The organism is Paraburkholderia sp. RL17-373-BIF-A, from assembly GCF_046030175.1.
In the GTDB taxonomy this organism is placed as follows: Bacteria; Pseudomonadota; Gammaproteobacteria; order Burkholderiales; family Burkholderiaceae; genus Paraburkholderia.
Genome location: NZ_JARESO010000063.1, coordinates 1 through 26,878, shown reverse-complemented (window position 1 = coordinate 26,878; position 26,878 = coordinate 1). Strand labels below are relative to the sequence as shown.

The window sequence follows — 26,878 nt, the reverse complement described above, 5'->3', positions numbered from 1 at the left end:
GTCGGTCCAGACGGGCCCCGTGGCACCATACTGTTGCTGGTAGTAGGTGCCATGACCATACGAGCCATCGAAATTTGTATAGTATCCGGTGAAGGGGCCCTGTCTGCCATAACCATTCGTTAACGTATATCCCTGCGCCTGCGCTTCACTTGCACACGTTACCGTAGGCGCGGGCGGTGCGTTGCATGTGTATATCCATTCACTCCCGTTCCACGTTGGGCCGCTCAGAAATCCGTACTGACAAGTACCCTGCGTCGGTGGCGGCGGTTGGCATGAGAGACCGCCCCACGAACTACCGTTCCCCGCCGGACCAGACAACACCGCCCAACCGGCAGGGCAACTCGGCGGTGCCTGGTAATTGCATTGCGGCGACGAGTAATGAGAACCTTGCCAGCGCGCTCCTGCAATCGTCGTCCATCCCGGCGCAGTAGAACACGCGGGAGGCGATTGCGCCGCAGTCGCGATCTTGGTGCCGCAAGATGAGTCCTGAAAGCCGTACGCGCAGTGCGTACGTTGCGCCTGTGCCCATGCGTGACTACCGATGCAGAGACCCACACACACAATTAGTAACTTCAAAAACTCTTTCATCGCGATAAATCTCCAAATTTTCGAAACTCATTAGAAAAAGCGCCTCTCCGGGCGCTTTTTTCTATTGCCGATGCTGCAGCCTCAGTTACCGGAATACCCTTGGCAAAAGGACCAAACCATCGTCCGGTCGGCCATGTACTGATTGCCAGTTGCATTGTCGAAGAAGCACGCATACTCGTACTGTGTGCCCCCGCTAGGTCCACCGCCCGCATAGTAAGGACCGTTGACGTAGCACATCGCGACCTGCGTGTAGCTGCCAATCTTCGTCAACGTCGCAGTCAAACCGGCAGGGACGCTGTACCCAGCCGCGGCAGCGTTAGCTTTGCAGTGGGCCGTGGGATCGGAAGAAACCGGAGGCGGAGGCGCATTGCAGCTATAAATCCATGTACTGCCATTCCACGTTGGACCGCTCAGAAATCCGTACTGACAAGTACCCTGCGTCGGTGGCGGCGGTTGGCATGACAGACCGACCCACGATGAGCCAGTCCATGACGGACCAGACATTTCCTGCCATCCGCTCGGACACTGCGGAGGCGCTTGGTAATTACACTGCGGCGACGAGAAGCGCGAGCCCTGCCAAAGCGCCGCCGCACCAGTCGTCCGACCTGGGCCAGTAGAGCACTGCGGAGGCGTCTGTGCCGAAGTCGAGATTGTTGGCCCGCAAGATGAGTCCTGAAAACCATACGAGCAATGCTCGCGCTGTGCCCATGCGTGTGATCCAGCAAGAAGACCCACGCACAGGATCAAAAAATTAAGTATTTTTCTCACCGTTCAATCGATATTTAGTACGAGCAGTAGGTTTCAACTTCGCCTGTACCCATAGCGCCTCCATCCACATTTGACGTACCTGAACCCGAACCGTTTGTGATCGAAATCGTCCACGGTCCCGAACCAGGGCCAGCGAAATTCACCGCCGCAGTCGTATCGACCCGGAAAGTCTGCGGCACCAATCGCATTTGCGGATAGCCCCCGGCGAAGCATGACGGGGACGGCACCACCGAACCATTCCAAACCTGATAAAAGTTATAGGTTTGCGTAGGACCGCCGACCGGCATCCAGATCGGACCCGCGCCGTCATTCAAGTTCTGGCAGGAAAGCGCCTGCCCTCGCCCGTCGCTATTCGATGCTAGCGCACCCAATGGACTACAGGACGCGCGCGGCGCACCTATGGCCCCGGCCTGGATCGTACGCGCAACTGTGAGCGTTCCGCCGACCGTGGTATTTCCCGTAGTGTTAAGCGTCGTGGCCGTCGCCGTGCCGAGACTCGATGAGCCAGAAACGGTTAAACGGCCTGTGCTGATCGTGCCCGTGGCGTCCAGATTCTGGACGTTGTGCAGCGATACACCGTTCACGTTCTGATCGCCGGTCCAGGTCAGGCTACCGTCGCGCCGGATGTAGACCGAGTCCCCGTCGGTCGCAGGTCCGTTGGTCGCCATGATCGACGCAGCTTTCGAGCCGAGCGGGTTGCTTGCCGTGAATGACCCGTTGATGCCCGTGATCTGCGCTGGGCTCTGTGCGTTCGAATAGCCAAACTGGCTCGTGCCCGCCAGCTTCGAGCCGGCCAGGGCGACCTGTGCAGCACCAGCGACGTCCGGCTTCCCGCCCTTCAAAAGTTGCGTGGTCGGATACATCGTGAAGGCGACGTGGCAGTTCCCCGCTGTCTGCGTGCAGCCTGATGGCACCATCGTCATAGTTGTGACGTACGCACCACCCCAATACGGCCCGCTTTTGTGTGCCTGTTTGAGATTGCCCGCCGCTACGAGCTGAGCGATCGTCGGAGGCGTGATGGTCGCGTTATTACCTGAGGCGGTGTACTGCGTCAGGATCGCCCCAAAGTTGTCAGAGATGTACCCCTGAAACGCGGTCACCAACGTCGCTTCGTTCTGTCCTTCCAGCGCCAGCATCGTCGCGCGCTGATGCTCAATGTCTAGCTTGATGCCCTGCACTGTCAGGATCGCTGAACCCAAAAGGACGAACATCATTTCGAGCAAGCTGCCCATGGTCCTATCGCCCCGTTACGTGCGCGACGTGTAAAGCTGAAGCGTCGCGTAGGCGCCCGCAGATGCGCACGCAGTGCCCGCCGTAGTGCTGCTGAAGGTTGTGGTCGGTCCCGAGAGCGTCGTGCTGTTCGCACCGACCTGCGAGAACGTGTTGGTCAACGCGGCAATGCTCATTGCGCATACGGCGGCAGGCACCTGATAGCTAAGAATCAGAGAGTCGTTCGCCGTGCTGAGCGTTCCGACACTGACAGTGACGGCCTGATTGAAGATCCCTTTCAGCGACGACTTGTCGCTAGCCAGACGCGCTCCGGCCGAGTCGAACGCCCGGTTCGTCGCCAACGTCGTTAGCGTCTCAGCAGAAAAGTCAGCATCGTTCTGCGTCGCATTGAGGATGCCGGTGTGAAACATCTGCGCTTCACTGGTGAACTCGGAGGACTTGATCAGCGTGTAGACATATGTGCTGCCTTTAATGACCGCTATGGCCAGCAGCGCAGCGCCCGCCATGTATGCCCCCGCCTCGATCAGCGACAGTTCGCCTGACTGCTTTTTTCGTCGGCCCATCCGAAGAAGACTCAAACGACGCACAGCGTTGGTGTTTTTTTGTTGCATCAGATTTCTCCCGAAGATCACGCCGTATCAGCGTGCCTAGATATGACTGCTCGTTGAGCGCTTACTGGGCGCCTGCTACCGGAATGCCACCACTCATGTTGACCGCTCCCGTGACGACGTACGAGCCCACTCCAATCGTCAGAAAAACGACCACAGCTAATCCAAGAAGCACGTAGTGAGTCATTCGCGCATTGCGCTTCACCGCTTCGACGACTCTGCCAAGCGAATCGCGCCCGAGCGATTTGATCGCCGCTTCAAACTGATCCCGACCGGCGGCATCGGTGATGGTGTCCACGATCATTTCCGAGAAGATGCCCGTGTCAAGGGCACGCATTGGCTGATCGGGTCGCTGCGTGAGCCGCTTGTTCATCGTCGTCAGATGCCACCGCATCCATGGATCGGCCGTATGGGCGACCCGGTTGATCGCCGCGCGCAACGTCAGGTTTGAATCGAACAGGCCAGCGAGCGACACAATCAACAGCGCTGCGCGCATGTCGCGCCGGTTGCGCCACATCAATGGGAAGCCGTCGAACCGGATGCGCAGCGGCCCGACCCAGCGCTTCAGGGTATAGAAGTAGGCTGCTATGGTTCCGACGACGACCGACGTGGATAACCACCAGTAGTCGTAGGCGAATGTGTCGATGTGGTACAGCAGCCGCCCGGCATCAGGCCACTGCGCCAGCGGCTTGATCTCCACGACCTGCGGATAGATCATCCCGCCGAACATCATGCAGAAGCCGTACAGGTAGACAAGCAGAAACGTCGGATAAGCAACCTGTAGCGCGGTCTGTGACGACAGAGTGCGCTTGGCGAACGCTGCCATTTCAGCAAGCTCGAATCCCCGCACCACTGCGTCGCTCTGCGTCGACTCGTCAGCAATATCGAACAGCGTGTACTCGTCACCCGGTATGAACGGCTTGATTGCGGCCGAGAACGAGTCGCCCTTCACCAGCCGCTCCCGTACCTTGGCAAAGACTTTCCATACGATGCGGTCGCGCTTCCGGTTGCGGTTTTCATACGTCTCGAGCCGCTCGCGCAGCGTTTCGACGTCGCGCAGGCCTTTCTTCTCGATGTCGAGGCGCGTTTCCTTGTAGAACGTCTCGCGCACGCTCTGGAAGCGCCAGCGCGCGATACGCATCTGTGTCGCTTCGGGGAGCAGCGCAATCAACGAACTAAACATGACCCGTCAGCCTCTTAAAGTTTTCCGTCCGCGCCTGGAAACACGCGGTATTGCCCGAACGACTGCATCGAACGGTTGATAAATTGTGGGTCTATTTCGCCACGGGAAGCCTTGAAAAGAGCGTGTTCATATACCGTCTTTCCAGTCATGTCCTCGTTGTCGAAACCGGTCTTCCGCTCGCCGCGCCAAACCAGACGTGCGCCGGCCCAGTCGCGAGCCGCGATACGCTCGCGGAACGCCTCAGTCGGCCGGTACAACTCGGCTACTAGCGTGGGCCGCTTCGTGCCACCAGCAACCTTGCCATCCCGTGAGAAAAGGCCGTCGAGCCGGCAGTGCTGGCAACCGGCATGGTTGCGGCATGCCATGCGTGAGGTGTCGAGTCCAAACTTCGATCGCAGCAATTCCAGATCGGCCTGCGGCATTGCCTCATCGGCGGGCAGCTTGCAGTGGGGGCAAAGCGTCGGAATCAGCTTCTGGTTGCCGACGGCGTTCACAAACCCTTCAGCAGCGAGTTCATCGATAGGCAGCATCAGGCGGCCGCCCGCCATACGCATGAAGGCAGAAATGATGTCGCCTGCGTGCAATGAGAACCGTACCGGGTGCCCGGTCAGCGCGAGCTCGGACACAAGGCCCATGACCACGCGATCCCGCACTTCCGAGATCGTCACATCGTCAGGGTCCATCCGCATCAGCGTACGGATGACTTCCGCGTACTTGCGGTTGGCTTCGTCGTCTGACTCATCCGGCCGGCGGATGATCGAGATCTCTGAGAGCCACGGCAGCGGATACTCGGAAGGCTCGCTCACGGCAAACTGCTTTTTCAACTCGCGGTCGGGCAGCATGAACGACAGGGCGCGTAGCAGTGTTGTCTTACCAGAACCGGTCTCCCCCGTCAGGACGGTAATGCCACCGCTCACGTGGTTGAGCGTGTCGATCAGGGCCAACTGGCTCGGTGCCAGCCCCATCTGCGCAGGCATGAGCACCGAGTAATTCTTGAAGTTGCCGTCCAGCAAACGCAGAGCAACGTCGTAGCCGCCTACCGTCGGCGCCGACTGCCAGCGAAGGTTGATGGTGTCGCGTCCGACGACAAGCGGGATCATTGCGGACTGTGGGGCGCTCGGCTGGAACGAGTTACCCGAGTTAGTGTTTTTCTGCACCAGGTCAGAATAAGCGGCCGACAACGCACGACGCACGATGTTCTTCGGCAGCCGGCGATACGTATACACGTCGCCATTCACGCGGAACCGCACTTCCACTTCTCCGCGAAAGTCTCTCGGCTCAATTGCAATGTCGCTTGCGCCATAACCATGCGCGGCTTCGATAACATCGCGGAAGTTGCCGATGGCGCGCGACGCCTCACGCTCGACGTTGCCGGATGTTTCGCGCTTCTTTCCTTCGTAGATGGCCGCGATCACTTCCTCGGTTGCGATCATCTCTTCCTGGACGAGCAGGTCGCGCGCGGCGAGGTCTTTGACGAACGTCGTGAACTGGGCCCGCTCGCTGAATCGCGCGGTCGCGGCAACAATAGCGACGCCCGGCTGAATTTCTACGGCTACAAACTCTTTGCGAGCGGCAGCTGACAGCCTCAAGGTTGCGTCGCTATCCGTACCTGTGACGATCCGTTTGAAGTCGGGTAGCGCATCGGCGGACACCAGAACGGGTCTGCCGTTTAGATCGCTGGTCGGCTCCTGACTGTCATCGTCCTCGTCGTCGACTGATTCTTCCGTCGGCGCCGGTGCCTGGGCGACTTGGGACACTTCCACCGATGCGACAGCTTCGGCGGCCTGTTTCCGGGGCGCTGTTGCCGTCACGCCATCAGGTACCGATTGTGGTTGCGGTGCCGGCTGCGGTCGCGCGGCAATGTCTGGCTCAGCAGCCGCGACCGTCCCGGGCGCTTCGTCAGGGGCGGTTGGCTGTTCTGCCGAGCGACGTTGCGCCGCAATCAGAGAGTCCAATTCGCGCAGAGCCTTTTCGCCTTCGGCGTACGCATTGCCCAGGCCGCTGGCTACGTGCGCGGCCGGGCTAGCCACCACATCTTGAGCAGGCATGCGTGCGGCCTCGCCAACCTGCACCGACTTCACCACATCCGTTTGCTCGTGCGTTACCGCTGGCTGAATGACCGCCGCAGCGACCACTTCTGCGCCCGACACGCCCAACTCCGTGAATGACTCGACGTCCTCGACGTCGTCGCCGGAAAGCTTGCGCCCAAGAAACGAGACCGTGGGATTGATAGCGCGAGTCGGTTCGCGGAACGTCGGCTCCTGTCCCGGCCGACCCGCTGGCTGCGCTGTCCCCTGCCCAGCTTCAACGAATGCCGATGGCCTCACGCCGCGGAACCGCTTCAGAAATCCACCGCTCGCCTGAGCGTCGTCTGTCTCAACACCTGAAAAAATGCCCATGCTTACCGAACTCCACCAAACGCGCCAACGTTCGTCGCCACCGGAAGTGGGCCACCAAGCTCCGTAATCGCCTGGATGGCGGGGTTATCGCCCCCCGAACCGACGCCTGCTGGCACCGAAATCACATCCGCCCACGTACGCTTTCCTTCTGCCACGGTCACCCGATACCCATCTATTTGCGTCACGACCCACCCGTTCAGCAGCTTTTCGCCGCGACCGGCTGAATAGACGCCGCCCTGATACTCGTACAGCACGTGCGAGCCTGCCGAGTCGCTATAGGCACCAACGAACGACACTGGTATCGCCTTTCGCGCCGGTGAGTCTGAACGCTTCGGAGGTTTTGCAACAACGGTTGTCGCGGCGACAGGCGCAGCGGGCGGAGCCATAATCGGAGCGTTCAATGCAATACCACCCGCGGGCGGCGGGGCGCCATCGGTTTTGCGCATCGAGTTGACGAGGTTCTGCCGCGCGAGACCATCGATGTCATCGAGCGTCAGATGCTTCTCATCAGCGTGTGCAAGGCCAGCGGCACAGAACACGAAAAGCGATGTTGCCGCGAAGCGGCCGGACTTATTGGAGAACATAGTATTTACCCTTCGCGGTGAAATGAACGCCACTGCCATCGTCCTTAAGCTCAACGTCGAGCGTGTCCAGAGCCATGTTGTCCGGCAGCTTCCCCAGTAACCGGCTCTGCCACATATAGCCTTCGATGGTCCAATCGCCCGCCTGAAGGATCGGTCCGTTGATCTCGCCGGCGTTCGGCTGGCGGGCGAGCAGACGCTGGGGCGGGCGCAGCGTGACCACGTAGCCGTGACTCATCAACTGGTCGGGCTTTGTCGACAGCCGTTGCGGGTCCGTCTGAAGTTGCTTGATAAGAGCCTGCGCGTTCGGCCACTGCTTCTGTTGAGTAAGCGCGAGCTTCGGGACGTGTGGCACGGCCGGCCCCTTAACCTGCAACAGCAAACCGTTGGGATCGAACACCACTGGCCGCATCTCTGCCGGTGCACGTGCGTCGAATTCCTTGTAGGTGCCGCCCTCGCGTTTGTAGGTGATCGAGCACCAACCGGTTGCACCGCATGACGCCTTCTGGAACTGCCAGCCTGCTACGTTGGTTTCCTGCCTCCCCATCGTGTCGACCAGTGCCGGCGCAAGCGCCGACGCGAGAGGTAGCGCGCCGTTGAAGGTGCGCTCGATCGCCGCCTGATAGTCCTGCATGTAGGTCGGCGGCGGTGCAGGCGGTGGCGGCGGTGGATTGATATAGGTGAGCGCTTCGCTACCGAGATAGATCGACGTGACGGCAATGACAGCCAGCGGAATGATCTTCGGCACCTTCACGGGTACCTTCTTGATCAGTCCGACGCTCTTGCCTCGCAACAACTCGGCGGGCGTGAAGGGCTCGTCCAGATCAGTGACGTCGGGGCCGTAGCCGATTGTGACTAGGCGGACACGATCCTTTGCGCACTCGTCCTCGAGCGCGTCACGGCGGTCCTCAAGTGCATTGAGCGCCACAGTCTGGTCGACGCGCACTGCGCCGCGGACAATGAGAATCAGATGCACCCGCTGGCCGTCCTGAACCAGGACAAGCACGGCGGCCTTCGAGCGCACGCGGTCGAGACCGGCCACCCGAGCGGCCGCCGAATACAGCTTCAGCCCTTTTCTCTCGGCAGGTTCCGGCGCACAGAAGCCGGCGACGGTTTCTTCCTTACCCTTAATCTCTACAAAGTGCGTCGCGTCGAGCTCGCCGGCGTAGCGACGGCGCTCGCCCGCCGCACCTTTCGTTGCATAGGCCCGCCAGTCAAGTCCGAAGACAAGGCGCGCCTTTTTTTCGTTGGGAATCGTCTCGAAGTGCATGCGCCGCTCACATCGACGGCACGACGGAGGCCGTCAGCATAATTACCTGGAACGTCTTCCCCTTGTTCCATGCGCCGCTCGCACCGAGAATCCCGTTGTTGCTCGAGCCGTCATAGTTGTTGGTTACAGCGCCGTACATGACCACAGTCTGACCGTCGGACAGCGCGATCGTCTGATCGTCCTTGCTGCCCACGATGTCGGGCAACTGGATCTGCTGGGCCGACGCTCCCGAGCCCGTACCGATCGTCGTGAATGGACCGTTGAGCTTGGAGTTGTCACTCCAGTAGGACAGGATGATTTGGTTGTGATCATTCACCGACGGGAGGATGTTCACGAAGTCACCGACCGTGACCGAGCCCGGCGTCAGGCCCGGCGCGCCAGCACTACTGCTGATTGAGCCTGTGGCGGGCGTTGTTGCCGCCAGATAGCCCTTCGTTTCGAACGAGCCTATCGACATCGGCAGGCCGTTGAGGGTCATCTTGGTCTGCGTGTTGTCCGAAACCGTCTTGCCGTAGGTGTTCAGTGCGTTGATCACGGCGTTCGTGCCAGTGAGCGGCGCGTTGGGCTTCAGGATGGAGAGACCAACCGAGCCCGCGGCGGTCGCCAGCGAGGTAGGCGAGACCACGCTGATCGCGTACTGCGACAAACCGTTCGAAATACGGTTGAAAATAATGTCTGCGCTCGCTCCCGCCTGCGACCCGTTGTTAAGCGCGATCTGTAGCGTGCGCACGCGGACTGAAACCTGACGCGTCGAGATGGCGTTCTCGCGGGTCAGAACATCGTTCATGCGATCGACGGCTTCCTTGGTGTCGCGCACCATTACCAGACGGCTATGCGGATTGACATTCACCTTCCCCATCGGCGTCTTCAGGCTTTCGAGTTCCTTCGTGATCAATGCGATCTGATCGAAAGTACCTTCCCGACCAGTTGACGTCACTGCCCCGAACGAACCGGTATTGGCGCTCGTTGCGCCCGCCCCGTTTGACTGGTTGCCTGTCGACGTGTCCGTGCCTTTTGACATGGACGACTTGATGTTCACCGCACCTGGAATCGCCGCTATCTGGAAAGTCCGGGTGACGAAGCGCGAAATGTTGATGGTCGCGCCGTCGAAGTTCCAAGCAAGGCCCAGGTCTTCCGTCACGCTGTGAAGGTACTGGCCGATCCGGGCATTGCCCGGCTGGCGGTAGACCGGCTCCATGTTCGTCGATGCACTTTGTACCTGCATCCCCGCCTTGCCGCCGGTAACGGGATCGACCAGTGCCTCACGTGGAATGAAGACATCGGGACTCAGATGGACCGGGTAACCCGACGCATCGGAAACGAGAGTCGCGATTTTCGTGATGGGCAGATTCGCCGGAAGCGTGACGTTCTTGTCCCGGAACACTGCAGGCAGCGTCGCTTCATAGGCAACGGGCACGAGGCGATCGCCGAGAAACGCGGTAGAGACGTGCTCGACTAGCGGCATCGAATCGCCCATGCCGGCCATCGCCCGCTTTGCGTCGTGTGTCGCTGCGTCATAGGCCTGATTGACGTCCGATTGCGACACAACGCAACCCGTCAGCATGGTTGCAGCAAGGAGTGATACAGCGGCCTGGAAGCGGTTTGCTCGCATCGTTTAGTCCTGACAATTTGCCGCGCGGGCGACCACGCGAATAACGTTGTTGCTGTGCTCGCAGACGCGAGTCGGGGTGCGCATGTGGTTGGTCGCGCGCATGACTTGTGTCAGTACGGAATCGAAGTCACCGCTGAACGTCGCATTGAATTCGAGCGGCAGGTCATCGTCGATTTTCCAGGCCAGTTGCCAGCCCTGTTGCTGGAGCCAGCGATCAAGCGCGTTGCGCAGATTAATGTCCTGCGGGGTGATTGACAGCGACAGGGAACTGGAGCCCGCAACAGCCGGTGCACCCGGCAGGACGACAGGCGTCACGGCAGTCGACGCTAGGGTTGGTGACGCCGCTTGTGTGGGAGTCAGCAGCGGCTGCGATGCGTGGGACGAAGCCGGTGCACCATGAGCAGGTTCGACCATCGCCAGCGAAGCCGCTCCGCCAGCGGGATGTGAATCTGCGCTCAGCATCTGCCAGCCGCCACCCGCAGGCGGCAACAGGTCGGATTGCGGAAACGCAGCGTTCGCCAAACCCGCCATAGCGAGTAACGCGAAGACTTTCGCAAGGAGCGAGGCGCGACGGCGGGTGGGCATGATGATCATTGGCTTCATGTGATTCAGTGGGCCGCGCGCACAACGCGCCGATAAATGTGGTTCGCGTACACCAGTTGCTTGTTGGTCGAGACGGCGTTGTACGCACCAACCGCCTTCCACGTCGGGCCGAACTGCCTGATATTCGACGCGAGGATCCATGTGCCGACGTATCCGTTGACGCACGGGTTAAACAGCGACTCCCGCGTGACGCCATAGCGCCTGAGCTTCGGAAGCCACGAAGAATTGATCTGCATGAGGCCAATATCCTCAGAACCATCCGTGTTCCGGTTCACCGCGTTGGCGCGCATGCCTGACTCCTGCTGCGCGATTGCGCGCACGAGCACCACATTGACGTGATGGAACCGTGCGGCATCATCGAGGCAGTCTGCGAGCGCCGGCTGCACGCACAGCAGCGCGCCCGCAAACGCGGCGACGGCCCGACGCCTCATGATTTCGTCCGGTCGAAAAAGCGGACGTCATGCTTACGCGTCACGTTCACCACATTGCCGTCGGCGTTGACGATAAACTGGTCCGCGGTACCGTTGAACTTGTAATAGCGGCCCTGCTGCTCACCTGAGCCCATGTGAGCGACATCCGAGACCTTGACGTTGCCGACCGTGTCGGCAAATTTGAAGTACGTCGATCCTTCCTTGTCGAACACGGCTTCAAGGCCTGCGGTGTTCTTCGCGTCAAATCCGTAGACGAGGCCGGCAACGCGCGCCACTTCGACGCTATCGGAGCCATTGGACACAACAAACCGATCCGCCCGGTTAATCGTCACGACATTGCTTGAGTCGTCCCATTTTGGCCTCAGGGAGTGCCCCTCCATGTCCCGAAAGACGAGCTCTTTTGCAGGCCTTTGTGAGAAGCGGATCTGGATGTGCGTGTCGTCGCCGTCCCGGATCGCTAGCGCGCCGAACTTGGCGGCGAGACCACCGTCCTGCGGCTGCACTTTGTCGCTCGCGCTGACAACTACCCCCGACGCGGGCAATAAGCTTGCTGCCGCTGTTTGCATTGCAGCCTGCGCAGGCGCGGCGCTTGCCACATAGTTCACCCCGGTCGATTTGGCGGCCGCGCGACGCAACGTCACGTGGTGCGCGGTGAAATCAACGTCGGCGTAGAGATTCACTGCCCCCAACAGGCGGTCGAGCGACTGCATCCAGTTCTCGCCGTCTCGCGTTGCGAAACTCTGCGCGTTCGTCAGGTCGACGTCTTTTTGCGCCGAACCGCTCCAACCTTGCGGTACCAGCGACTTGACCATCTGTGCAAGCGGCAACGTTGCGCTCATCGGACGCGTCGTCTCCAGACTGGGTCGCGGACCAATCAGTGCGAGGCGGTTCGAGAAACCAGCAAAACCGGCAGGCATGTCGCCACTGCGGTTGCTCGCCTCGGAGGTGAAGGTGTTCGCCTTTTTCCATCGGGCCGTGGCGCTCGACCCACCCACCGAATAGGAAACGACTTCGGGCGTCCCTGACACAACGATGTATGGGCCTTCAGCGTGACCGCCGTCTACTTTCAGATTCTGGCCGGCTCGTGGCTGAAGATACGTGTCCGTTCCGTCGTTGAAAATAAGCGCGGGCCGCTCGGTCATGTTCCCGTTGACCTGATAGTCAAAGTCAAGGGGATCCGTGCTCGCAGCCCACGCCGACAGTGATAGCACTGACAGCGCGATAAGGGTTAGCGTTTGCTTCATAGACCGCGGTCGATTTGGGAGAGATGCTGGATGAAGCGCGCGAGGTACTCGCGGCCTAGCTGTGGGTTCGCGCTGTGGTAGTAAGCCACGGCTTTCATCGCCGAATGCGTCTTGCGATAGTTCTCGTTGAGGATGTCTTCGGCCACGTGGATGTTCGTTGCCGGAGCAAGTGCATCCCATGGCGACGCGAAGCGCTGCCGGTGATAGCACCAGTTCACCTGCATCAGGCCAACATCAAAATCACAACGACCATCGGAGATAAGAAAGCGGATCGCCTTGTAGGCGTCATCGCGCGCGCGAAAGAAGAAGCCGCGTCCGGCGACGTTGAGCGTCCACGGCCATGCACGACCCTTATAAGCCGACTCATTCAGCGCGACGCCAGCGAGGATCTTGGCGTCGACGCTCGTATGCATGACGTCGAATGGCGCCTGCGCGGAGGCACAAGCCCAGCCACCCCGGCGCTCGGCTAACGCGGCCTGCGCGTCGTCGTCAAGCACTGCCGGTTGCAGCCAGCCATTCTTCACGAGCATCGTTTGAAGGCTTTCAGGCGCGCCATCAACGAGCACCGATGCGAAGCCGTGCGACCCCGGGTTGATGCTCTGTCCTTTCAGGGGTTGCGCCCACGTAAGAAAGCGCTGCAGGCCACAGGCATACACGGGCGTACCCGGGAGCTCGAGCACGGTGCGCTCGCCGCTTTCCTCAACGACGAAGCGGGTCGGACTGATCACCGTTTCGATCACTGCGGCGCCCGCCGACGAGTACGCGACCGTTAGCAGCAGCGCTGCAACGACGTGCCTAGTCATGGTACGGCTCCATGACGATGTCCTGCGTCACCTGGACCAGGAACTGCTGCCCGGCCGGCACTGTGATCGTCGGCGGAATGTTCTGGTTACGTTGAAGCACGGCCTGCGCAGTCGTCGCGGCAACCTGCCCTGCTGTGCTCCCCGTGGTCGTTATTCCGATCGGGCTTGCCGTCGTCGAGGTACTTGAGCCATTGTCAAAGCTCTTCAGCAGGACTGCGGTAATGAAGCCTGCGCCAAAGATCGCCAGGAAGTGGTTGTTGACATCGCCCGAAAAGCCGGCGGCGCCATTCTGGTCCGCACCCTGCATGCCGTTCATCGGCACGCTCTTGCCGTTGGGCAGCCGCAGACTGGTCGACGCGACAAGCAGGCGCTCCTGTCCGACCTTGACGTCCGCGCTATACGCGCCGTTGATGAACGAACCCTTCGGTATCATCAGACAGTCGCCACGCACGCTGTCATAGATGTCCTGATCGACCATCAGCGCAACGCGGCCGGGCTTGTCCGAGTTCAGGCCTTCGACGGTCTTTACGTGAATGTTGTGGGGCGGTGTGAGCGTGCAGCCGCTAGCCTGTCCGTTGAAGGTCGTCCGCTCGATGCCGCCCTGCCCCGCTGCATCCTTGAGGAAAGCGCGATCGCGGTCTTCGGGCGCCTGTCCCTGTTTGCCGAGCGCGAGCGCCATCGCGTCGGCCGGGTTCTGCATGCCCGACGTTGCGGCAGCGCGAGCGGCGCGGAAATCGTCCAGCGACGGTACGCCTGCCGGCACGGCCGACGCCTGCTGGGTGGCATTCCGGGAGGCGCCAGACTGCTTGAATACTGACGAAGTATAGATCGCATCGAGCTTGTTGCTCGCAGCAAGCGCACGAGTGTCGGCACCGTCCGCTCCCACGTCGCGCTGGAAGTCATTGCCCGTCAGCATTGGTTTGACGCCCGGACGTTGCGCAGCGGATGCATCCGACGCGGCGCGCGCGGCCGCTTCAGCCGCCGCAGCCTCCTGCTGCTGCTTGATCATCTTGTCGATGTCGGAGTTGCTCGCTCCGGGGGCCTCTGTGCTGCTCTTCAGAGCCGACGCCTTCTTCAGGCGGGCCTCTTCCTGCGCCTGATTGCTTGCCTTCAGCTCGTAGTAAAAACCGAGCACACCGATCACGACGGCGGCCAGCAAGCCAATGCTCATGATCGCATTGCGGGGCGTCTTGCCTTTGACGAGTGCTGCCTGTTCTGCGTTAGGCGTCGCCTGTTCGGTTTTCTTCGCCACGGTCAGAACACTCCGAAGATGCGCCGGCGACCGCGCGTCACCGTTACCTCGTCCTTGCCCGACACAAGAACGATCTCGTCGGCCAGACGCTGAAACACGAGGAAGTCGCCGCGGCGGATGAAGTTGCCGACGACACGATCGCCGTGATCCTTGTACATGGGCACTGGCCATGTCTGCGCTTTGGCGGGCATGCGCATCCAGATCGAGTGGCCGTCGTCGAATACGGTGCAGAGTGTTCACCAGGTCTGCCTTGTGCGGCTTGATAAAGACATGGTTCATCTTGTCGTCGTCAATCTCCCACTGGACACTGTCGCCCATAGCGGGGTCGGCAATCAGCTTCTCGCCGGGTTCCAGCTCGATGGTCGTCAGTTTCAGCGGTGCAGTGAGCACACGAAAGATCTGGTCGCGGCTGTACGGAAACACGCCGATCCTTGCGTCACCAGGCATCGTTAGCGGGTCCGCGCCACCATTGAACGGATTGACGGGACTCATCGGGTCTCCCGCAATCATCGCTGCGTTGAACGAGTTAGCGTCAGCAGGTTTTTTGGCATTCGCCGCCGTCATTTGCAATGCCGTCGCCGCAAGCAGAACGAGAACGCCGAGCGTCGGACGGTGATATCGGGAAGTCATCCTGGTCAAGCTCCACCGGTCCGCTCAAGGCGGAAGAACGGAATGTAAATGCCGAAAGGATTTGCGGTGAGTGCGGCGTCGGCGGTTGGCGCCACGATCTGGTAGCGAAGCGTCAGCGCATAAGACTTCACGTCGGGCTTGCCGGTCGCGCCCGCCTGCGAGGTCGTCGTTGTGAACTCAACGAGAACTGTCTGATCTTCAAGCAGCGCGATGTTGCGCACGTTCACTTCGCGGATCAGCTTGGGATTTGCGGTGATCTGCTGGAAAGGGGCGTCGTCGCGCAGCCAGCTCTTGAACTGGTCGGTTGCGGCACCGATCATCTGGGCCTTTACCGAATTGATGTTCGGCGACATGCGCGACGTCTGCAGGCTGTCGGTCAGCACTGGCTCGATCGTGAACCAGCGCACCGCCATGTCGCGCATGCTCGTGCGCAGCGCCTGGGAGTCCGGCTTGTAGGCGACGAGTTCCGTCACGACCGGGTGACCGCTCACGTCGGCCGAGACACCCACCACGCGCGTGACCGAAGGCGGCGGCTGCCGTGTCCAGACGGCACTGGCTGCGACCGCAGCACAGGCGAAGGCAATGAGCATCCAGCGGTTGCTCTCAACCTTCAGCCGCGTGCTTGTCTCGAAAATGACTTTCGATGGATCTTCCTCGGCATACATGCCGGGGGCCGTGGATAGCGCGGCCTGCCGCTTGTTCCTGAAAATGCGCATGGCAACCCTTGATGAATGGGTACCATTGAAACAATTTCTAACAAGGGTTTTGAGGCAAAAGGCACAGAGATTTGAGCGCCTTTGTGGGCAGGCCGGTTGGCTGTCAGCCTTGCTGGCTTTTGAAAACTTTAACCATGGTTACGGGTCTCAGGCGGAAAGAGATACGAAATCGGTACTCTTTCGTCTCCATCGCGCATGCAGGTTCTGCAATGCTTTCTTCTCGCTCCAACTTTTGTTACAAATTTACATTTTTGGAACAAGATCGCTTAATTTTTGGTCTTAAAAATCAGGTAGTTAACACTATGACACTACCGAAAAAATTAACCACGGTTAAAAAAGCGAATTCTACGCGTGGTTGCGCCGCAAGAGGCAATAGCAATCGGAACGCTGCCAGAAAACTGTCGATTTGAAGCGATCGTAGAGCACAGCCACCGCTTCTTTTCAGTGGAAGGCTTCGCCAGTCAATTGATAGAAGCACTTTTCTAGCAGCGCCTTTACTGAGAAAGCCGAATGACGGAAAAAGTCGTGGACGATGCTTTGCGGCTAGCAGTAATTTACAAGGCCGGCGTGGGGACACAATGGAAGACATATCGTCAAGCAGCAGAGAAGCTGTCGAGGTTGTTTGAGACCAACCTCGCGCCTCCGAGGATTGCCGAGGCCCTCGCCGTGTCGCGATTGCCTCGCGTAGTTACAGGACTGTTCGACAGACCGGGCTTAAGCACTGGCAACGCGCGCGCGCTCCTGAGATTGGCAAGTCAACGCGGAGAAAGCGTGCTCGCGGCCAGCGCCGCAACCATAGACACGACTGGCATGGATGCAAAGGGCATTGTGCGCGCCTTACGATTAGGCGGTGAAGTACGCTCACGTGCGGCCCTTCCCGGATTGAAGGGACCACTCGCCATTTCAGCGTATTACATGCGAGGCGCATTTCCGAATCAGCGGGTCGCGGCGGTACACATGGGCATACCGCAATCCCGGCTAAGCGAGGCTCTTGCCATTGAAAAGGTGCTGCCCGTTGAGGTAAAAATGCTTTTTCCGGGTGACGATCTTACTTTCGCGGCCGCCAAGCAAATAGTGAGGCTGATAGCGCTGCAGGGGGCGAAGAACGTTCGCGCGCTCGCAGCCGAGGCGGCCTGCTCGCCGCGTAGGCCATCACCCCAACTGATACTGAACCGCCTGGCGGGTATCGATATCCCCGGCGTCGATGCGAGGGTTAGGAAAGCGCCAGGAAAGAATGCAAAGCGGCGCCTAGTCGTTGAATTGCACCTTCACGAGTCCGACGCTAACAGCGTAGCGGCGCTCGAGTTCATGATTGAAATGCTGAAGACAAGGTTTGGCATGGAGTGAAGGAGAATCTGAAGCCGGAATTGGCGTTACGATCGTGGCCGAAGAGTTTCACGGTTTCACAGTTTGGCGGAAGCGTCGCACTGAATTTGTTGTTTCTGGCCAATACGTTGGGCCAAACGCCAAAGGCTCAAGACCGTCAACCGGTTGACGGTCCTATTGCGGGAAATCGAAACAGTGACACCTGCAGGTGCAACTAGGTGCGATGTTTTTTGCAGTATCCGCCTGTGATCCTGAGCGCTTGACAAGGGTGTGCGTTTGAGAAAATTCGATAGTTGTATATCTCAGCTATCTCACATCAGGTCACCAATGAATTCGCACATGCCTTGCCCCGTCGAGTCGCCCAAAAAGGCCATCGAATACCACCATCTTCTGCGGGAGCGAGAGACATCAGCCCTGAACTACGGCCGCTTCTACCATCGGCTACTCGAAGCGCGGGTTTTCGCACCTCAGCGAGAATTGTCCATCGCTTTGTCCGTACCTGAGGGGCATGTCTCCAAAGCGCTCAAGAGTGCCCTCTTACGCGCATTCGGCTCAGAGGCTCATGTCTCGTTTAGAGTCGCAGAGGCTTTGGCGGAACTTGTTAAGGTCGTAGGCGTGGAAACGCTGACGATGCGCGCCATCCTACTGGGGCAGCGCCCTGATTTGACTGCCAATCAGATGATCCTAGAGACCTTGGTACGAACCGAAACGCCAAGCCATCTACCGCAACAAATTAGGATGTCTGTAGGTCGCGGCGGTCGATATATTCGTAAGCGCGCAATCTAGCGCACGGAATTGATATCCCGGGACGGTTGAGAGATTGCGCCGCACGACACCCGCGTCGATCGATGACGTCGCGCCAATGCCCTGGTTGAATCAAGCGGGCTTGCGTGCTGCAGCCGTGAGCTTCGCGAAGTTGAAGGGCAACAGGTCGGTGACATCGGCATCCGGTGCGCGCTGCGGCAATTCGGTCAGCACATGCACGAGGTATGCGTATGGCTCGACATTGCAGGCCCGACACGTGAGCATCAGGCTGTAGACGATTGCGCTCGCTTTCGCTCCGGCAACCGTGTCACTGAACAGCCATGAGGCCCTCTTAGAGAAGCAATTCCATAAGAGGGCGAACTGGCTCTTCGCGGGCTCTTTGCGTGCGGGGCAACGTGCAGCCGCCATCATGAGCCTGATTCGATAAGCGGAGCTCAACGGCCATGATCCATACGTCTATCTCAAAGACGTACTGAATCGCTTACCAACGCATCGCGCCGACGACATCGCTCAGCTACTGCCTCATCGCTGGGCGCCGATCACCGCCTGAGCGCTGGTAGGCACTCCCCAGGGTGCCATTGCCGGGCGCTTACAGACGTGTCGAAGGCAGCGAGACAGATTCTCGCACTCGCTAGGTACCTCGAGTCCACCTACTGGACGGGCGTCATGGCGTGTTACCTCATCAACGGTGTGGTCCCGCCTGATCTGTCGATGGACGACGAGAAGCCGATTGTCACGTTCGATATTGCGGACGACGATCCAGTCGCTCGTGATCGGTCACAGCAACGAGCGCGTCCATGTCGTGCGGCGCGACCATCGCGAATGGCGTCACTCCGAGGATACCAAGGGTCTCGTATCGCCAGCGGACTTTTTCGACTGGTGCGAACTTGAGGGTATCGATATTAACTACCTACGACTGTTGCGCGAGATCGCAGGCTTCAGCACGGGTCGCCAGATTGGTAGCTTGCCGCTCAAGGGACTCCCGCGCTATGAATTCGTTTCGCAATCCTAATGAACATACACAAGGAAAGGAAACGTGTCGATCGGTCCAACCACGCATGACCTCAATACCCAACATGCTCAGGCAGCCAATGCCGGCTTTCACGCGATCATGGTGGAAGACCAACATCTGAGCGCTGCTCAACTGGGTAACAAGTACAACCCGAACGGCGATGGCGAGCATCGGGCAACGCCGTTGCGTCGCGCGGAGTGGCGCCAGCAAGTTGCTGGTGAGAACACCGTGATCGGCTACTGGGACTGGGTGGAATACCAGATCGAGCAGTACCACAGCGACGCGCGCTGTCTGGCAGCGCCGGATCAGAGCGCGGAAGAGCCAAGTCCGGCTCTGATCCGGCTGATCAACGAAACGTTCGGGGAAACTTTTGCGGACACGACAGCCGCGACCGATCACGAGATCAAGGTGATTGCCGCTGTATTGAAGAAGTTGGGGGTGAAGGTATGAGCAATTTGACAGGGAGCGCGATCGGTTTTCCGACTTTCATCGGCGTCATCCACAAGGCCATGCTGACCGTGACGGGCTCGGGCGAGGGGTACATGGACGGCAAGGTCTACTATGACTGCGAGAAGCGAACGCTCGATGTGAGTGGCACCGACTTCCTCGACTTTCAGTCGTATATGGAGGCGCTCGCCGCGGACGGCATTCCGGGCACGGAGCTGAATGCAGAAGGCGTCACTGTCGTGTCAGCGACCAACCAGCGAGAACTTACAGGGTTCCTGCAGGAGGTGGGGCGCAAGATGGAGAGTCCGTTGATCGTTGGTCGTCGATACGGGACCGAGTTCTCTATCAGGCTGGTCGCTGAACGAATGGTCGTCGTCAAGTTCGCGCTCTGCGGCGAGACTGATACTGACGCACCGCTTGGCTTCTCGACCTCGCTGACCTTACCCCTCTGACCTGCATGCCCTCGGCCCCGCGGCCCGTAGGTGGGACCGGACACGAGCATAAACGAGGATCGTCCGAATCCTCTTTTTTTTAAGCGAGACGCGGCCGCAGAAGGTCGCGAAGACCAGCGATGTGCTGCCGCGCTTCGTGTGACCGCGTCGCCGCGGCGACAATGTGGCGGGAGGTCGTGGCTGGACGGATGAAGCCACGCTCCTTGGCTTGCGCAAAGTCAGTCTTCCAGTTGGTTGCCTGACGCCCAATTCCCTCGCCTGCCTTGTACACGGTCATCGATTCGCCGTCCGCACTCACGACGTAGGCCGTCTCGCCGCTCGCGTCTACGAATGTCTGGCCAGCACTCTCACGAGCCACGCGCTTGCCTTGAGCCTCGACATTTACCTTGACCTGTTGCTCGACAGCAGCCTGAGACTTTCGGCGCAGCTGGTAGCGGAAATCGACCGGGCTGCGGAGCAGAGCGCTTAGGTAGCAGATGGGCTTTGCGGCTGCCTTTAGATGTTCCCACGTAGCCTCGACGACGTCGGAGAGGAGCTTGCCGTTCTCACGCGCTTCACGCATGAATTTGAAAATGAGGAAATCAAGAAACCCCAGGGACCGCAGACGCTGAAGGTCAGCAGGCACTTGCCCGGGTTGTCTCTTTTGAGAAGAAGCAGGGTAAAGATCCTCATATATACCACCGTCTGCCACGGTGGCAGACGGACTGGGCAAGGAGTCAGGCTGGGGTTCCGGGTTGTGAGGAACCGGGGCTTCGACAAGACCCAGCAGTTCAGCGGCACGCTGAGTGAGGTGGAGATACGCGCGACCAAAGAGACCTGCTTCAACATAGCGGGACTGAGGGCGACGTTCAAGCAGACCAGCGGCTTCGAGGTCATCCAGGCTGCGATAGAAGGTGCGCATCGATTGAAGAGCGCGGCCAGTGAGCAGCTCGCGACGCGCGAAGATGGCTGCGAACGGTTTGGCTTGATCTACGGTTCGTGCGAGAGCAGCGAGAACGGCACGCGCACGTTGGGGAAGGGCGTCGATGTGGGACGCGCGAAATGCGGCGCGGAAGATGATCCAAGGCAAGTTGGTGTCATCAGAACGGAAGGCGGTGAGGGCGGTTGAGTCTTCGGGGTGAGTTTCACCCTCGCCAGCAACGAAGCGTTGCGCGATAGACATGTCGAGCGTCCATTCTCAAAAATGGATTTGAATTCGCTTGACTGGCTATCTCGTTGCGCTACACTCCGGGTTGACGTTGTACCCTTTCCAGTTTCCAGCTGGGGAGTGTGGTGCGAGGTTTCCAGCCAAGCCCACTTACGCAAAGGCCCTCAGTTTCCAGCTGGGGGCCTTTGTCTTTCTGGCGTTACCGTGTCATATACTTCACCAAGTTTCGTCACGAAAGTTCAATAAAAACAACGACTTAGAAATTTGGTTGGTTTCCAGTCTAAATTTCTAAAATCTAAGTCATTGAAAACGCTACGGTTTCTTCACGAAACCTGTTTCTCGGTAAGCTTCGATTCGATCAGTGCTTGAATCTCTTTTGCCCACTCATTGGCCCGCTCAGCATCCACTTTGAGTCGCACACCGATGATGCCGTTGCGCGCGGTGATCTCGCAGTAGTTCTTCTTGCCTTGCTTCACGATGAGTGTTTGGCCGGTCGGTGTGGCTTTCGCAGGCTTGGCTTGCACGCTCGCGACAGCTTCTTTCTGCGTGAAACGCTCTTCATTCACCAGTCGATTCACGGCCTCGATCACTTCCTTCGTACGACCTTCTATGTGCGCCCGAGTCAGATGCGCAGCGGCGTCAGCACCCAGTCGCTCAGGACGCGTTTCTAGGATTGCCTTCGCATCAGTTGGTAACCCGTCAAACGCGAAGATCTTGCTCACGTGCGATTCCGACAACCCGACTGCGGTCGCCAATTCCTGCTGGGAGAGAGCGTCGGCTGTCGCCTGCAACCGTTGGAAGTGACAGTACTTCTCGTAGTCCGAGAGGGAAGGGGCAAAGAGATTTGAGAAGAACGCCAGCCGCTCTGCTTGCTCGGGTTCGATGTCCGAGACGATGGAATCGATCTCATCGATGCCCAATTCGCCGTAGATGGCGACGCGGTTGTTACCAGCGTTGATGTTCCATTCACCGTCACCGCGAGCCTCCAGCACAACCGGATACACCAGTGGGTACTGGGCAAGATTCGCTTTCAGTTCGGCGTATTGCTCAGCTGTGAGCTTCCGGCGACGACCGGGTACCTCATGCATCTTGGCAATCGGCCGCTTTGCTCGGGCACCCTTGTCTAGGAGGGTTTTGAGGTCGGCAATCTCTTTGCGTTGTCGCTCGGCTGTTGCCTGCAGCTGCATCAGCTGACCTGGTGCAGTGCGAGCCTGAACGGGCGGCGCATCGAGCGCTCGCTGCTGATCCTCAGCTGTGACCTGAATATTCTTGGCTTTAGTAGCCTGCTCTTTCATCCAGTTCGCCATCGTCATCCCTCCTGTGCCCAGATGGCGCACACCTTGTCATCGACGCGGTCAACCAGCTGGTCAACGGGTGTGCGAATGCGGCGTAGTGTCTCCGCCCCAACGTCGTTCGGGCCAAGATCGTAAAAAGTAGAAAAGCGCATGTTGGTGTTGCGCGCCAGATCAGATTCCGGGATCTCGATGGGCACCACGCGGGAACCGTAGATCTGGGTGATCCAGCCTTGTAGGATCTGTGCGGCGGGCTTTGACGTCATACGCGTGACCAGCACATCCACGAAGTCAAACTCCTTGGCGCGCCCGTCATCGAAAGCTTGCATCCCATTGATCAGATCGCCGAACAGGTGCCAGAACTGCACCATGGAGGCAAAGCTAAGCATGTCCGGCACGACCGGCACGAGGACGCCGTCCGCGGCGAAGATGGCGTTGATTGTCAGATAGCTCAGCGTGGGTGCCGTATCGATGATGATGTAGTCGTACGCATCCTTCAGCTGGGCGAGGCCGTCATGCAGCACCTGCTCGAAGCGCACCGACTCATCGCTGGCTGCCCGCGCTGGGAGCATGAACTCAGCATTGAAAAGTTCGGTGGAGGAGGGGATGATGTCCACGTTCGGCCAGTAGGTCGGAACGGGGAGGGTGGTCATGTCAAACGGTTCGCCCGCCAAGTAGGCCTCAATCAGGGGCATCACGGTTTGTGAGGAATCGACCTCCGCATGGGGGTTGATCCCGTAGAGGGTGCTTGCACTGCCCTGAGGGTCGAGGTCGATGTGAAGCACCCGACGGCCGCGGCGCATCGCAAGACCTTGCGCGAGTAGGGTAGAGGTCGTGGTCTTCGTGACACCGCCCTTGAAGTTGGCGACGACGATGACCTTGGCGGGGCCTTTGCGGGGGAGGAGGTTGCGCTCGGATTGAATCCAAGCGATGCTCTCTGCAACGGTGAACTGACGAGGTGCCCCGGGCTTGCTCTGCGTGCCACCGGGCAGCTCACCCTTCTTGAGCACATAGCCCATGCGTTGCTTGTCGATGCCGCACATCTCCTGCAGGCGCGCCGATGAGATAATCGGCGGGACCTTGCGAGGGAAGGGCTCAAGCATTTCGTCGCGGATCTTCTGCAGCATGCCGTCTGACAGTTGCGCAAGACGCATGAGGTCTTCGCCCGTGGTTTTACCCGACTTGAGCTTCGTTTTAGTGTCCATTGTTCTACCCATAGCGTCCAGTGGACCGGTTGAGAAGTTTTCGACCCAACCGGTCGAACTGCTCGCAGATTAGTCCCTGTTAAAAGTAAACGCAAGTTAACTTTGCGATGGTTGTCCTTGCGCAATTGCCCGTGTGCCGGTGGTTTGTGCCGAATTTCTCGACAGCGCCTCAAGTCGTGGAACAAAATGGCGTCCGTGGAACATCCCCTTCACAAATCTAAGCGTCACCAAATAGCTTTTCGGACGGGCACTTAAGGGCCAAACCGCTTGAATGTTTCACGCTCATTCCTGCGTATCGCGCGCTCGGAGAACGATTTCAGCTCCCGACCGGCATAAGTGCGACACCGAAGCCGCAAAGACCACCGTGTCGTACTAATCATTACGTGAATCGTAGTGTTTTTTACGTTTCCGATCCGAGCGCAACTAACCGTCAGGTTCCTTTGGTTTTCTGGGGCAGTAGCACCGCAGTACACTGAAGTCTTTTAGGAGGAGGGTGATATTGAGTCATGCGTAGAGACGAGTGCAGTTAAAACCGGAGGCAGCTAGCAAGGTAGGGTAGCGATATATTTGTTGCCTTGCGATCAATTGCGGAGGCTGTCATGCGGATGATCATTGAGGCGCGAATTGACGACGCTGTCGGCGGCGGCGAGGCAATACGATTGGCTGAATTTGAACGACTCCAGGGCGATCTGAAGCAACTGGGCCTAAACTTGGCTGAAGGCAGAAGCCTGTTACACGAAGCACAGTGTGCATTGGTCTGCGCACAGACACCCGTGTTGTTGTCTCGGCCTCCCTGAATTGCCCGCAATGTGGCAGGGCATTATCGATCAAAGCAACCCATGCGATCCGATACAAGACGGTTTTCGGCAAAGTAACGATCGACAGTCCGCAGGTGCGCGTGTGCAAATGCGCTCAAGACCAAAGCGCAAAATCGTTCAGCCCGCTCGCACTAGCTATGCCGCTGCGCGTTAGTCCCGAGCTCGAATACTTGCAAGTCAAGTGGGCAGCGCATCTTCCCTATGCCGTAGCGACGACGCTGCTGAAGGAGGCTTTACCCGTCGATAAAGCGATCTCCACCTCAGGATTGAGGAATCGCGTATTAACGGTTGGCCAAGAACTCGACGATCGCGCCGAAAGCGCGATTCGCGGTGAACGAGACTATCCGCCGGCCGATAGCCACGTCAACATAACCGCTCTTGCGGTGGATTCTGCATGGTTGCGCCACCGGCCTTCTCGTAAAGAACAGGATGAAGCCAAGCTCTGGCAGTATTTCCCTTCAAAGCGCCCACCGTCTACCGGTCGACACGTGAACATCATCGCGGGCCGTGCGGTTCGCGACGATGGCTGTTGCAAGGTTTATGGATACGTCAATCGCGAAGTCACGTCGGCCGCGACCCGACTTGATCATTTTCTCTCGGAGCAGGGCGTCGCGAGCGATCAGAAAATCACGATCGTCTCTGACGGCGCAGGCGAATTTGAGAAAGCCGTCGATGGATCCAAAAGGCCGTTGAGCCGGATTTTAGATTGGTTTCACATTGCCATGAAGTTTCGGGCGATCGAGCAATCGGCACAGAAATTTCCTGATCTCTTGGCGCCAAACGGGATGCCTGTAAAAGACGAAGTCGCGTCGGCGAAATGGCTGACATGGCACGGCAAGGGTTCCAATGCCGTCGAAAGGCTCAAGCAAATTCATGACATGTTCGGACTTGTACCTGAAGACTCGGCGCACATGGCGTTATGGTGGAATCTTCGTGGGACGTATTGGTACTTGGAAGCCAATGGCCGATACCTGGTCAACTACGGATGGCGCTATCGACGCGGCATGCCAATCAGCAGCAGTATCGCGGAATCGGCGGTCAACGAAGTCGTGAGCTTGCGCTGTGCGAAGAAGCGGCAGATGCGCTGGACCAATAAGGGCGCGCACCTGCTCGTTCAGGTCCGGGTCGCCGTGCTAAACGGGGATCTTCAAATGCGGGAAATGCCGCCACCACCACAATTACCCGTAGAGCGGAAACGTGACGATCGCTGCCGACGTGTTGCCTAGCCCTGCCTCCGGTTTTGACTGCACTCATCTCCACTACCCGCAGTCCATTCAGATGCCTTATGGCATTTGGTCCGGTCGTCATATTGACGTCTGTCGGATTTTCCAGGCGCTTCTGAGAGCCACGTTTCAGGGCTAACCGGTCAGTTCTTGCCCGTCCTGCTGGAAACAAGCGCGGAAGCATGGTGGTCAGGACGTCATCCTTGAGTGGCTTGCAGGACTTCATGCGCTCGCTGCTCTTTACCATCATGTCGTCCTACATGATCGCGTCGCCGAGCCACTTGTGGACCGATGCGAAGGTTCCGCCCGCATTATGTGAAGCGCCGAGTAACGGTGGAATTTCGACCCCGGCGATGAGCGTCAGAGGATGTCCTTCGAGCCACGCGCCAGCGACGGCGGTCAGCGGAAGTGCAAGGAGAAGCATATACAGAAGCCCCTGGACGACAGTTGCCATGACACGCATCCAGCGCGAAACCGGAGGAGCCTCGGGTCGGGCATCGATAGTCCGCCAAAGCAAGCGGATAACGGCCAGCGTGAACACGCACAATCCCAATGTCTCGTGGAGTCGCCGGTCGAACTCGTGGACGGAGGAGTACACGCGCTGCTCAGGTCCGCCGGGCCCATACATGAATGCCACGAGGACAAGAATTGCCGTACACCAGTGGAAGAATTGGGCGATCGAACCGTAGCGGGTGTCAGTGATTTTCCCCATGGTGCTTCCCCTTTGCTGATCAGCGAGCGTCAAATGGGCAATCAGCATTTTAGTGCAGACGACGAGCCGCGTAGCCAGAACACCACACCACGCCCTCCATTCATTGATGCGCCATTCCCGCAGGCGCTGCAGACGGGCTGGCCAGCGAAGTAGGTGACGTCGCGTCACGACGAATGACGGGCGCACGGGTTCGGCTGACTCGGATTGCTTCGGGGGCACCTCGCCGTCGTCGCAGACTAGCAACGTCTCCAGAAAAATTCGTTTCAAGGATGGTTTCGTCCTCGTCTTCGGCGCCGAATCGCCGACGCAACTCGCGGGGGAGCACTGGCTTGCGTGTCATTCTGGACTAGCATGCTGCAGTGCAGCCAGATTTCGGCGGGAATACGGATGTTCCACAATGAGTCTTCATACTGGATACGCCGGGCGTCGCAAATGTATTCGACTCCAGAGTCAGCGTTAGCTACCGCAATGGAGCGCCGTCACGAGTCACCTGGACCGCAGTCGCTTCGATGTAGTCTGCTCTGATGCTGTCACCAACCTTCAGATCGCCGAGGGCCAGAT

The 26,878-nt window shown here is 59.1% G+C and carries 22 protein-coding genes and 3 pseudogenes; 6 read left to right on the top strand and 19 right to left on the bottom strand.

Features of this window, described 5'->3' with window-relative positions; translation table 11 throughout:
- Nucleotides 1-1,370: 1,370 nt before the first annotated feature.
- The 14 genes and pseudogenes from P0D80_RS41030 to P0D80_RS40965 form a co-directional block, all read right to left on the bottom strand.
- Nucleotides 1,371-2,588, bottom strand: coding sequence for a hypothetical protein (locus P0D80_RS41030; protein WP_408292284.1), 1,218 nt, complete (start codon nt 2,586-2,588; stop codon nt 1,371-1,373).
- Nucleotides 2,589-2,603: 15 nt separating this feature from the next.
- The gene (locus P0D80_RS41025) at nt 2,604-3,197 is read right to left on the bottom strand and encodes a hypothetical protein (protein WP_408236193.1); all 594 of its coding nucleotides are present in this window, start codon (nt 3,195-3,197) and stop codon (nt 2,604-2,606) included.
- Nucleotides 3,198-3,258: 61 nt separating this feature from the next.
- Nucleotides 3,259-4,377, bottom strand: a complete 1,119-nt coding sequence (locus P0D80_RS41020) for a type II secretion system F family protein (protein ID WP_088176747.1) — start codon at nt 4,375-4,377, stop codon at nt 3,259-3,261.
- Nucleotides 4,378-4,391: 14 nt separating this feature from the next.
- Nucleotides 4,392-6,776: an ATPase, T2SS/T4P/T4SS family gene (locus tag P0D80_RS41015; RefSeq protein ID WP_408292282.1), complete on the bottom strand. Its 2,385-nt coding sequence runs from the start codon at nt 6,774-6,776 to the stop codon at nt 4,392-4,394.
- Nucleotides 6,777-6,778: 2 nt separating this feature from the next.
- Nucleotides 6,779-7,393, bottom strand: a complete 615-nt coding sequence (locus tag P0D80_RS41010; protein WP_408292280.1) for a hypothetical protein — start codon at nt 7,391-7,393, stop codon at nt 6,779-6,781.
- Complete coding sequence (locus P0D80_RS41005) at nt 7,347-8,627, bottom strand: hypothetical protein (protein WP_408292278.1); 1,281 nt, start codon at nt 8,625-8,627, stop codon at nt 7,347-7,349. Before P0D80_RS41005 ends, P0D80_RS41010 begins: the two co-directional genes overlap by 47 nt.
- 7 nt (nt 8,628-8,634) lie before the next feature.
- Nucleotides 8,635-10,239, bottom strand: a complete 1,605-nt coding sequence (locus tag P0D80_RS41000) for a type II secretory pathway protein (protein ID WP_408292276.1) — start codon at nt 10,237-10,239, stop codon at nt 8,635-8,637.
- Nucleotides 10,240-10,242: 3 nt separating this feature from the next.
- Nucleotides 10,243-10,701: a toxin co-regulated pilus biosynthesis Q family protein gene (locus tag P0D80_RS40995; RefSeq protein WP_408292272.1), complete on the bottom strand. Its 459-nt coding sequence runs from the start codon at nt 10,699-10,701 to the stop codon at nt 10,243-10,245.
- 146 nt (nt 10,702-10,847) lie between these two features.
- Nucleotides 10,848-11,273, bottom strand: a complete 426-nt coding sequence (locus P0D80_RS40990; protein WP_408292270.1) for a lytic transglycosylase domain-containing protein — start codon at nt 11,271-11,273, stop codon at nt 10,848-10,850.
- Nucleotides 11,270-12,517, bottom strand: coding sequence for a TrbG/VirB9 family P-type conjugative transfer protein (locus P0D80_RS40985; protein WP_408292268.1), 1,248 nt, complete (start codon nt 12,515-12,517; stop codon nt 11,270-11,272). Before P0D80_RS40985 ends, P0D80_RS40990 begins: the two co-directional genes overlap by 4 nt.
- On the bottom strand, nt 12,514-13,320 hold the full coding sequence (locus tag P0D80_RS40980) for a transglycosylase SLT domain-containing protein (protein WP_408292266.1): 807 nt from the start codon (nt 13,318-13,320) through the stop codon (nt 12,514-12,516). Before P0D80_RS40980 ends, P0D80_RS40985 begins: the two co-directional genes overlap by 4 nt.
- Nucleotides 13,313-14,491: a TraB/TrbI/VirB10 family type IV secretion system protein gene (locus P0D80_RS40975; RefSeq protein WP_408292338.1), complete on the bottom strand. Its 1,179-nt coding sequence runs from the start codon at nt 14,489-14,491 to the stop codon at nt 13,313-13,315. Before P0D80_RS40975 ends, P0D80_RS40980 begins: the two co-directional genes overlap by 8 nt.
- A gap of 83 nt (nt 14,492-14,574) precedes the next feature.
- Nucleotides 14,575-15,202: pseudogene (locus P0D80_RS40970) on the bottom strand (TrbG/VirB9 family P-type conjugative transfer protein).
- Between the two features lie 5 nt (nt 15,203-15,207).
- Nucleotides 15,208-15,918: a VirB8 family type IV secretion system protein gene (locus P0D80_RS40965; protein ID WP_408292264.1), complete on the bottom strand. Its 711-nt coding sequence runs from the start codon at nt 15,916-15,918 to the stop codon at nt 15,208-15,210.
- Nucleotides 15,919-16,428: 510 nt separating this feature from the next.
- Here P0D80_RS40965 and P0D80_RS40960 point away from each other — a divergent pair.
- A complete protein-coding gene (locus P0D80_RS40960; RefSeq protein ID WP_408292262.1) occupies nt 16,429-17,265 on the top strand; it encodes a hypothetical protein in 837 nt (278 codons plus the stop codon).
- A gap of 855 nt (nt 17,266-18,120) precedes the next feature.
- On the opposite strand, the pseudogene P0D80_RS40955 reads toward P0D80_RS40960, so the two are convergent.
- Nucleotides 18,121-18,339: pseudogene (locus P0D80_RS40955) on the bottom strand (transposase domain-containing protein); the annotation flags it as partial.
- A gap of 22 nt (nt 18,340-18,361) precedes the next feature.
- On the opposite strand from P0D80_RS40955, the pseudogene P0D80_RS40950 reads away from it, so the two are divergent.
- From P0D80_RS40950 to P0D80_RS40935, 4 genes and pseudogenes are all read left to right on the top strand, one after another.
- Nucleotides 18,362-18,559: pseudogene (locus P0D80_RS40950) on the top strand (transposase domain-containing protein); the annotation flags it as partial.
- 180 nt (nt 18,560-18,739) lie between these two features.
- The gene (locus P0D80_RS40945) at nt 18,740-19,021 is read left to right on the top strand and encodes a hypothetical protein (protein ID WP_408292260.1); all 282 of its coding nucleotides are present in this window, start codon (nt 18,740-18,742) and stop codon (nt 19,019-19,021) included.
- 24 nt (nt 19,022-19,045) lie between these two features.
- Entirely contained in the window at nt 19,046-19,471 is a 426-nt protein-coding gene (locus tag P0D80_RS40940; protein ID WP_408292258.1) for a hypothetical protein, read from the top strand.
- On the top strand, nt 19,468-19,920 hold the full coding sequence (locus P0D80_RS40935; RefSeq protein WP_408292256.1) for a hypothetical protein: 453 nt from the start codon (nt 19,468-19,470) through the stop codon (nt 19,918-19,920). The genes P0D80_RS40940 and P0D80_RS40935 overlap by 4 nt, the downstream gene beginning before the upstream one ends.
- Before the next feature lie 79 nt (nt 19,921-19,999).
- Here the strand turns inward: P0D80_RS40935 and P0D80_RS40930 are convergent, their stop codons facing one another.
- The 3 genes from P0D80_RS40930 to P0D80_RS40920 form a co-directional block, all read right to left on the bottom strand.
- Nucleotides 20,000-21,082, bottom strand: coding sequence for a Replication protein O (locus P0D80_RS40930; protein ID WP_408292254.1), 1,083 nt, complete (start codon nt 21,080-21,082; stop codon nt 20,000-20,002).
- Nucleotides 21,083-21,390: 308 nt separating this feature from the next.
- On the bottom strand, nt 21,391-22,374 hold the full coding sequence (locus P0D80_RS40925) for a ParB/RepB/Spo0J family partition protein (protein WP_408292252.1): 984 nt from the start codon (nt 22,372-22,374) through the stop codon (nt 21,391-21,393).
- 2 nt (nt 22,375-22,376) lie between these two features.
- Nucleotides 22,377-23,564 carry a ParA family protein gene (locus P0D80_RS40920; RefSeq protein ID WP_088176778.1) on the bottom strand — a complete coding sequence of 396 codons (1,188 nt, stop codon included), beginning with the start codon at nt 23,562-23,564 and terminating at the stop codon, nt 22,377-22,379.
- Nucleotides 23,565-24,309: 745 nt separating this feature from the next.
- On the opposite strand from P0D80_RS40920, the gene P0D80_RS40915 reads away from it, so the two are divergent.
- Entirely contained in the window at nt 24,310-25,608 is a 1,299-nt protein-coding gene (locus P0D80_RS40915) for an ISKra4 family transposase (protein ID WP_408292249.1), read from the top strand.
- Nucleotides 25,609-25,861: 253 nt separating this feature from the next.
- Here P0D80_RS40915 and P0D80_RS40910 read toward each other — a convergent pair whose 3' ends face one another.
- Nucleotides 25,862-26,584 (bottom strand): cytochrome b, encoded by a 723-nt coding sequence (locus tag P0D80_RS40910; protein ID WP_408292247.1) that lies wholly within the window; start codon nt 26,582-26,584, stop codon nt 25,862-25,864.
- Nucleotides 26,585-26,878 lie beyond the last annotated feature (294 nt).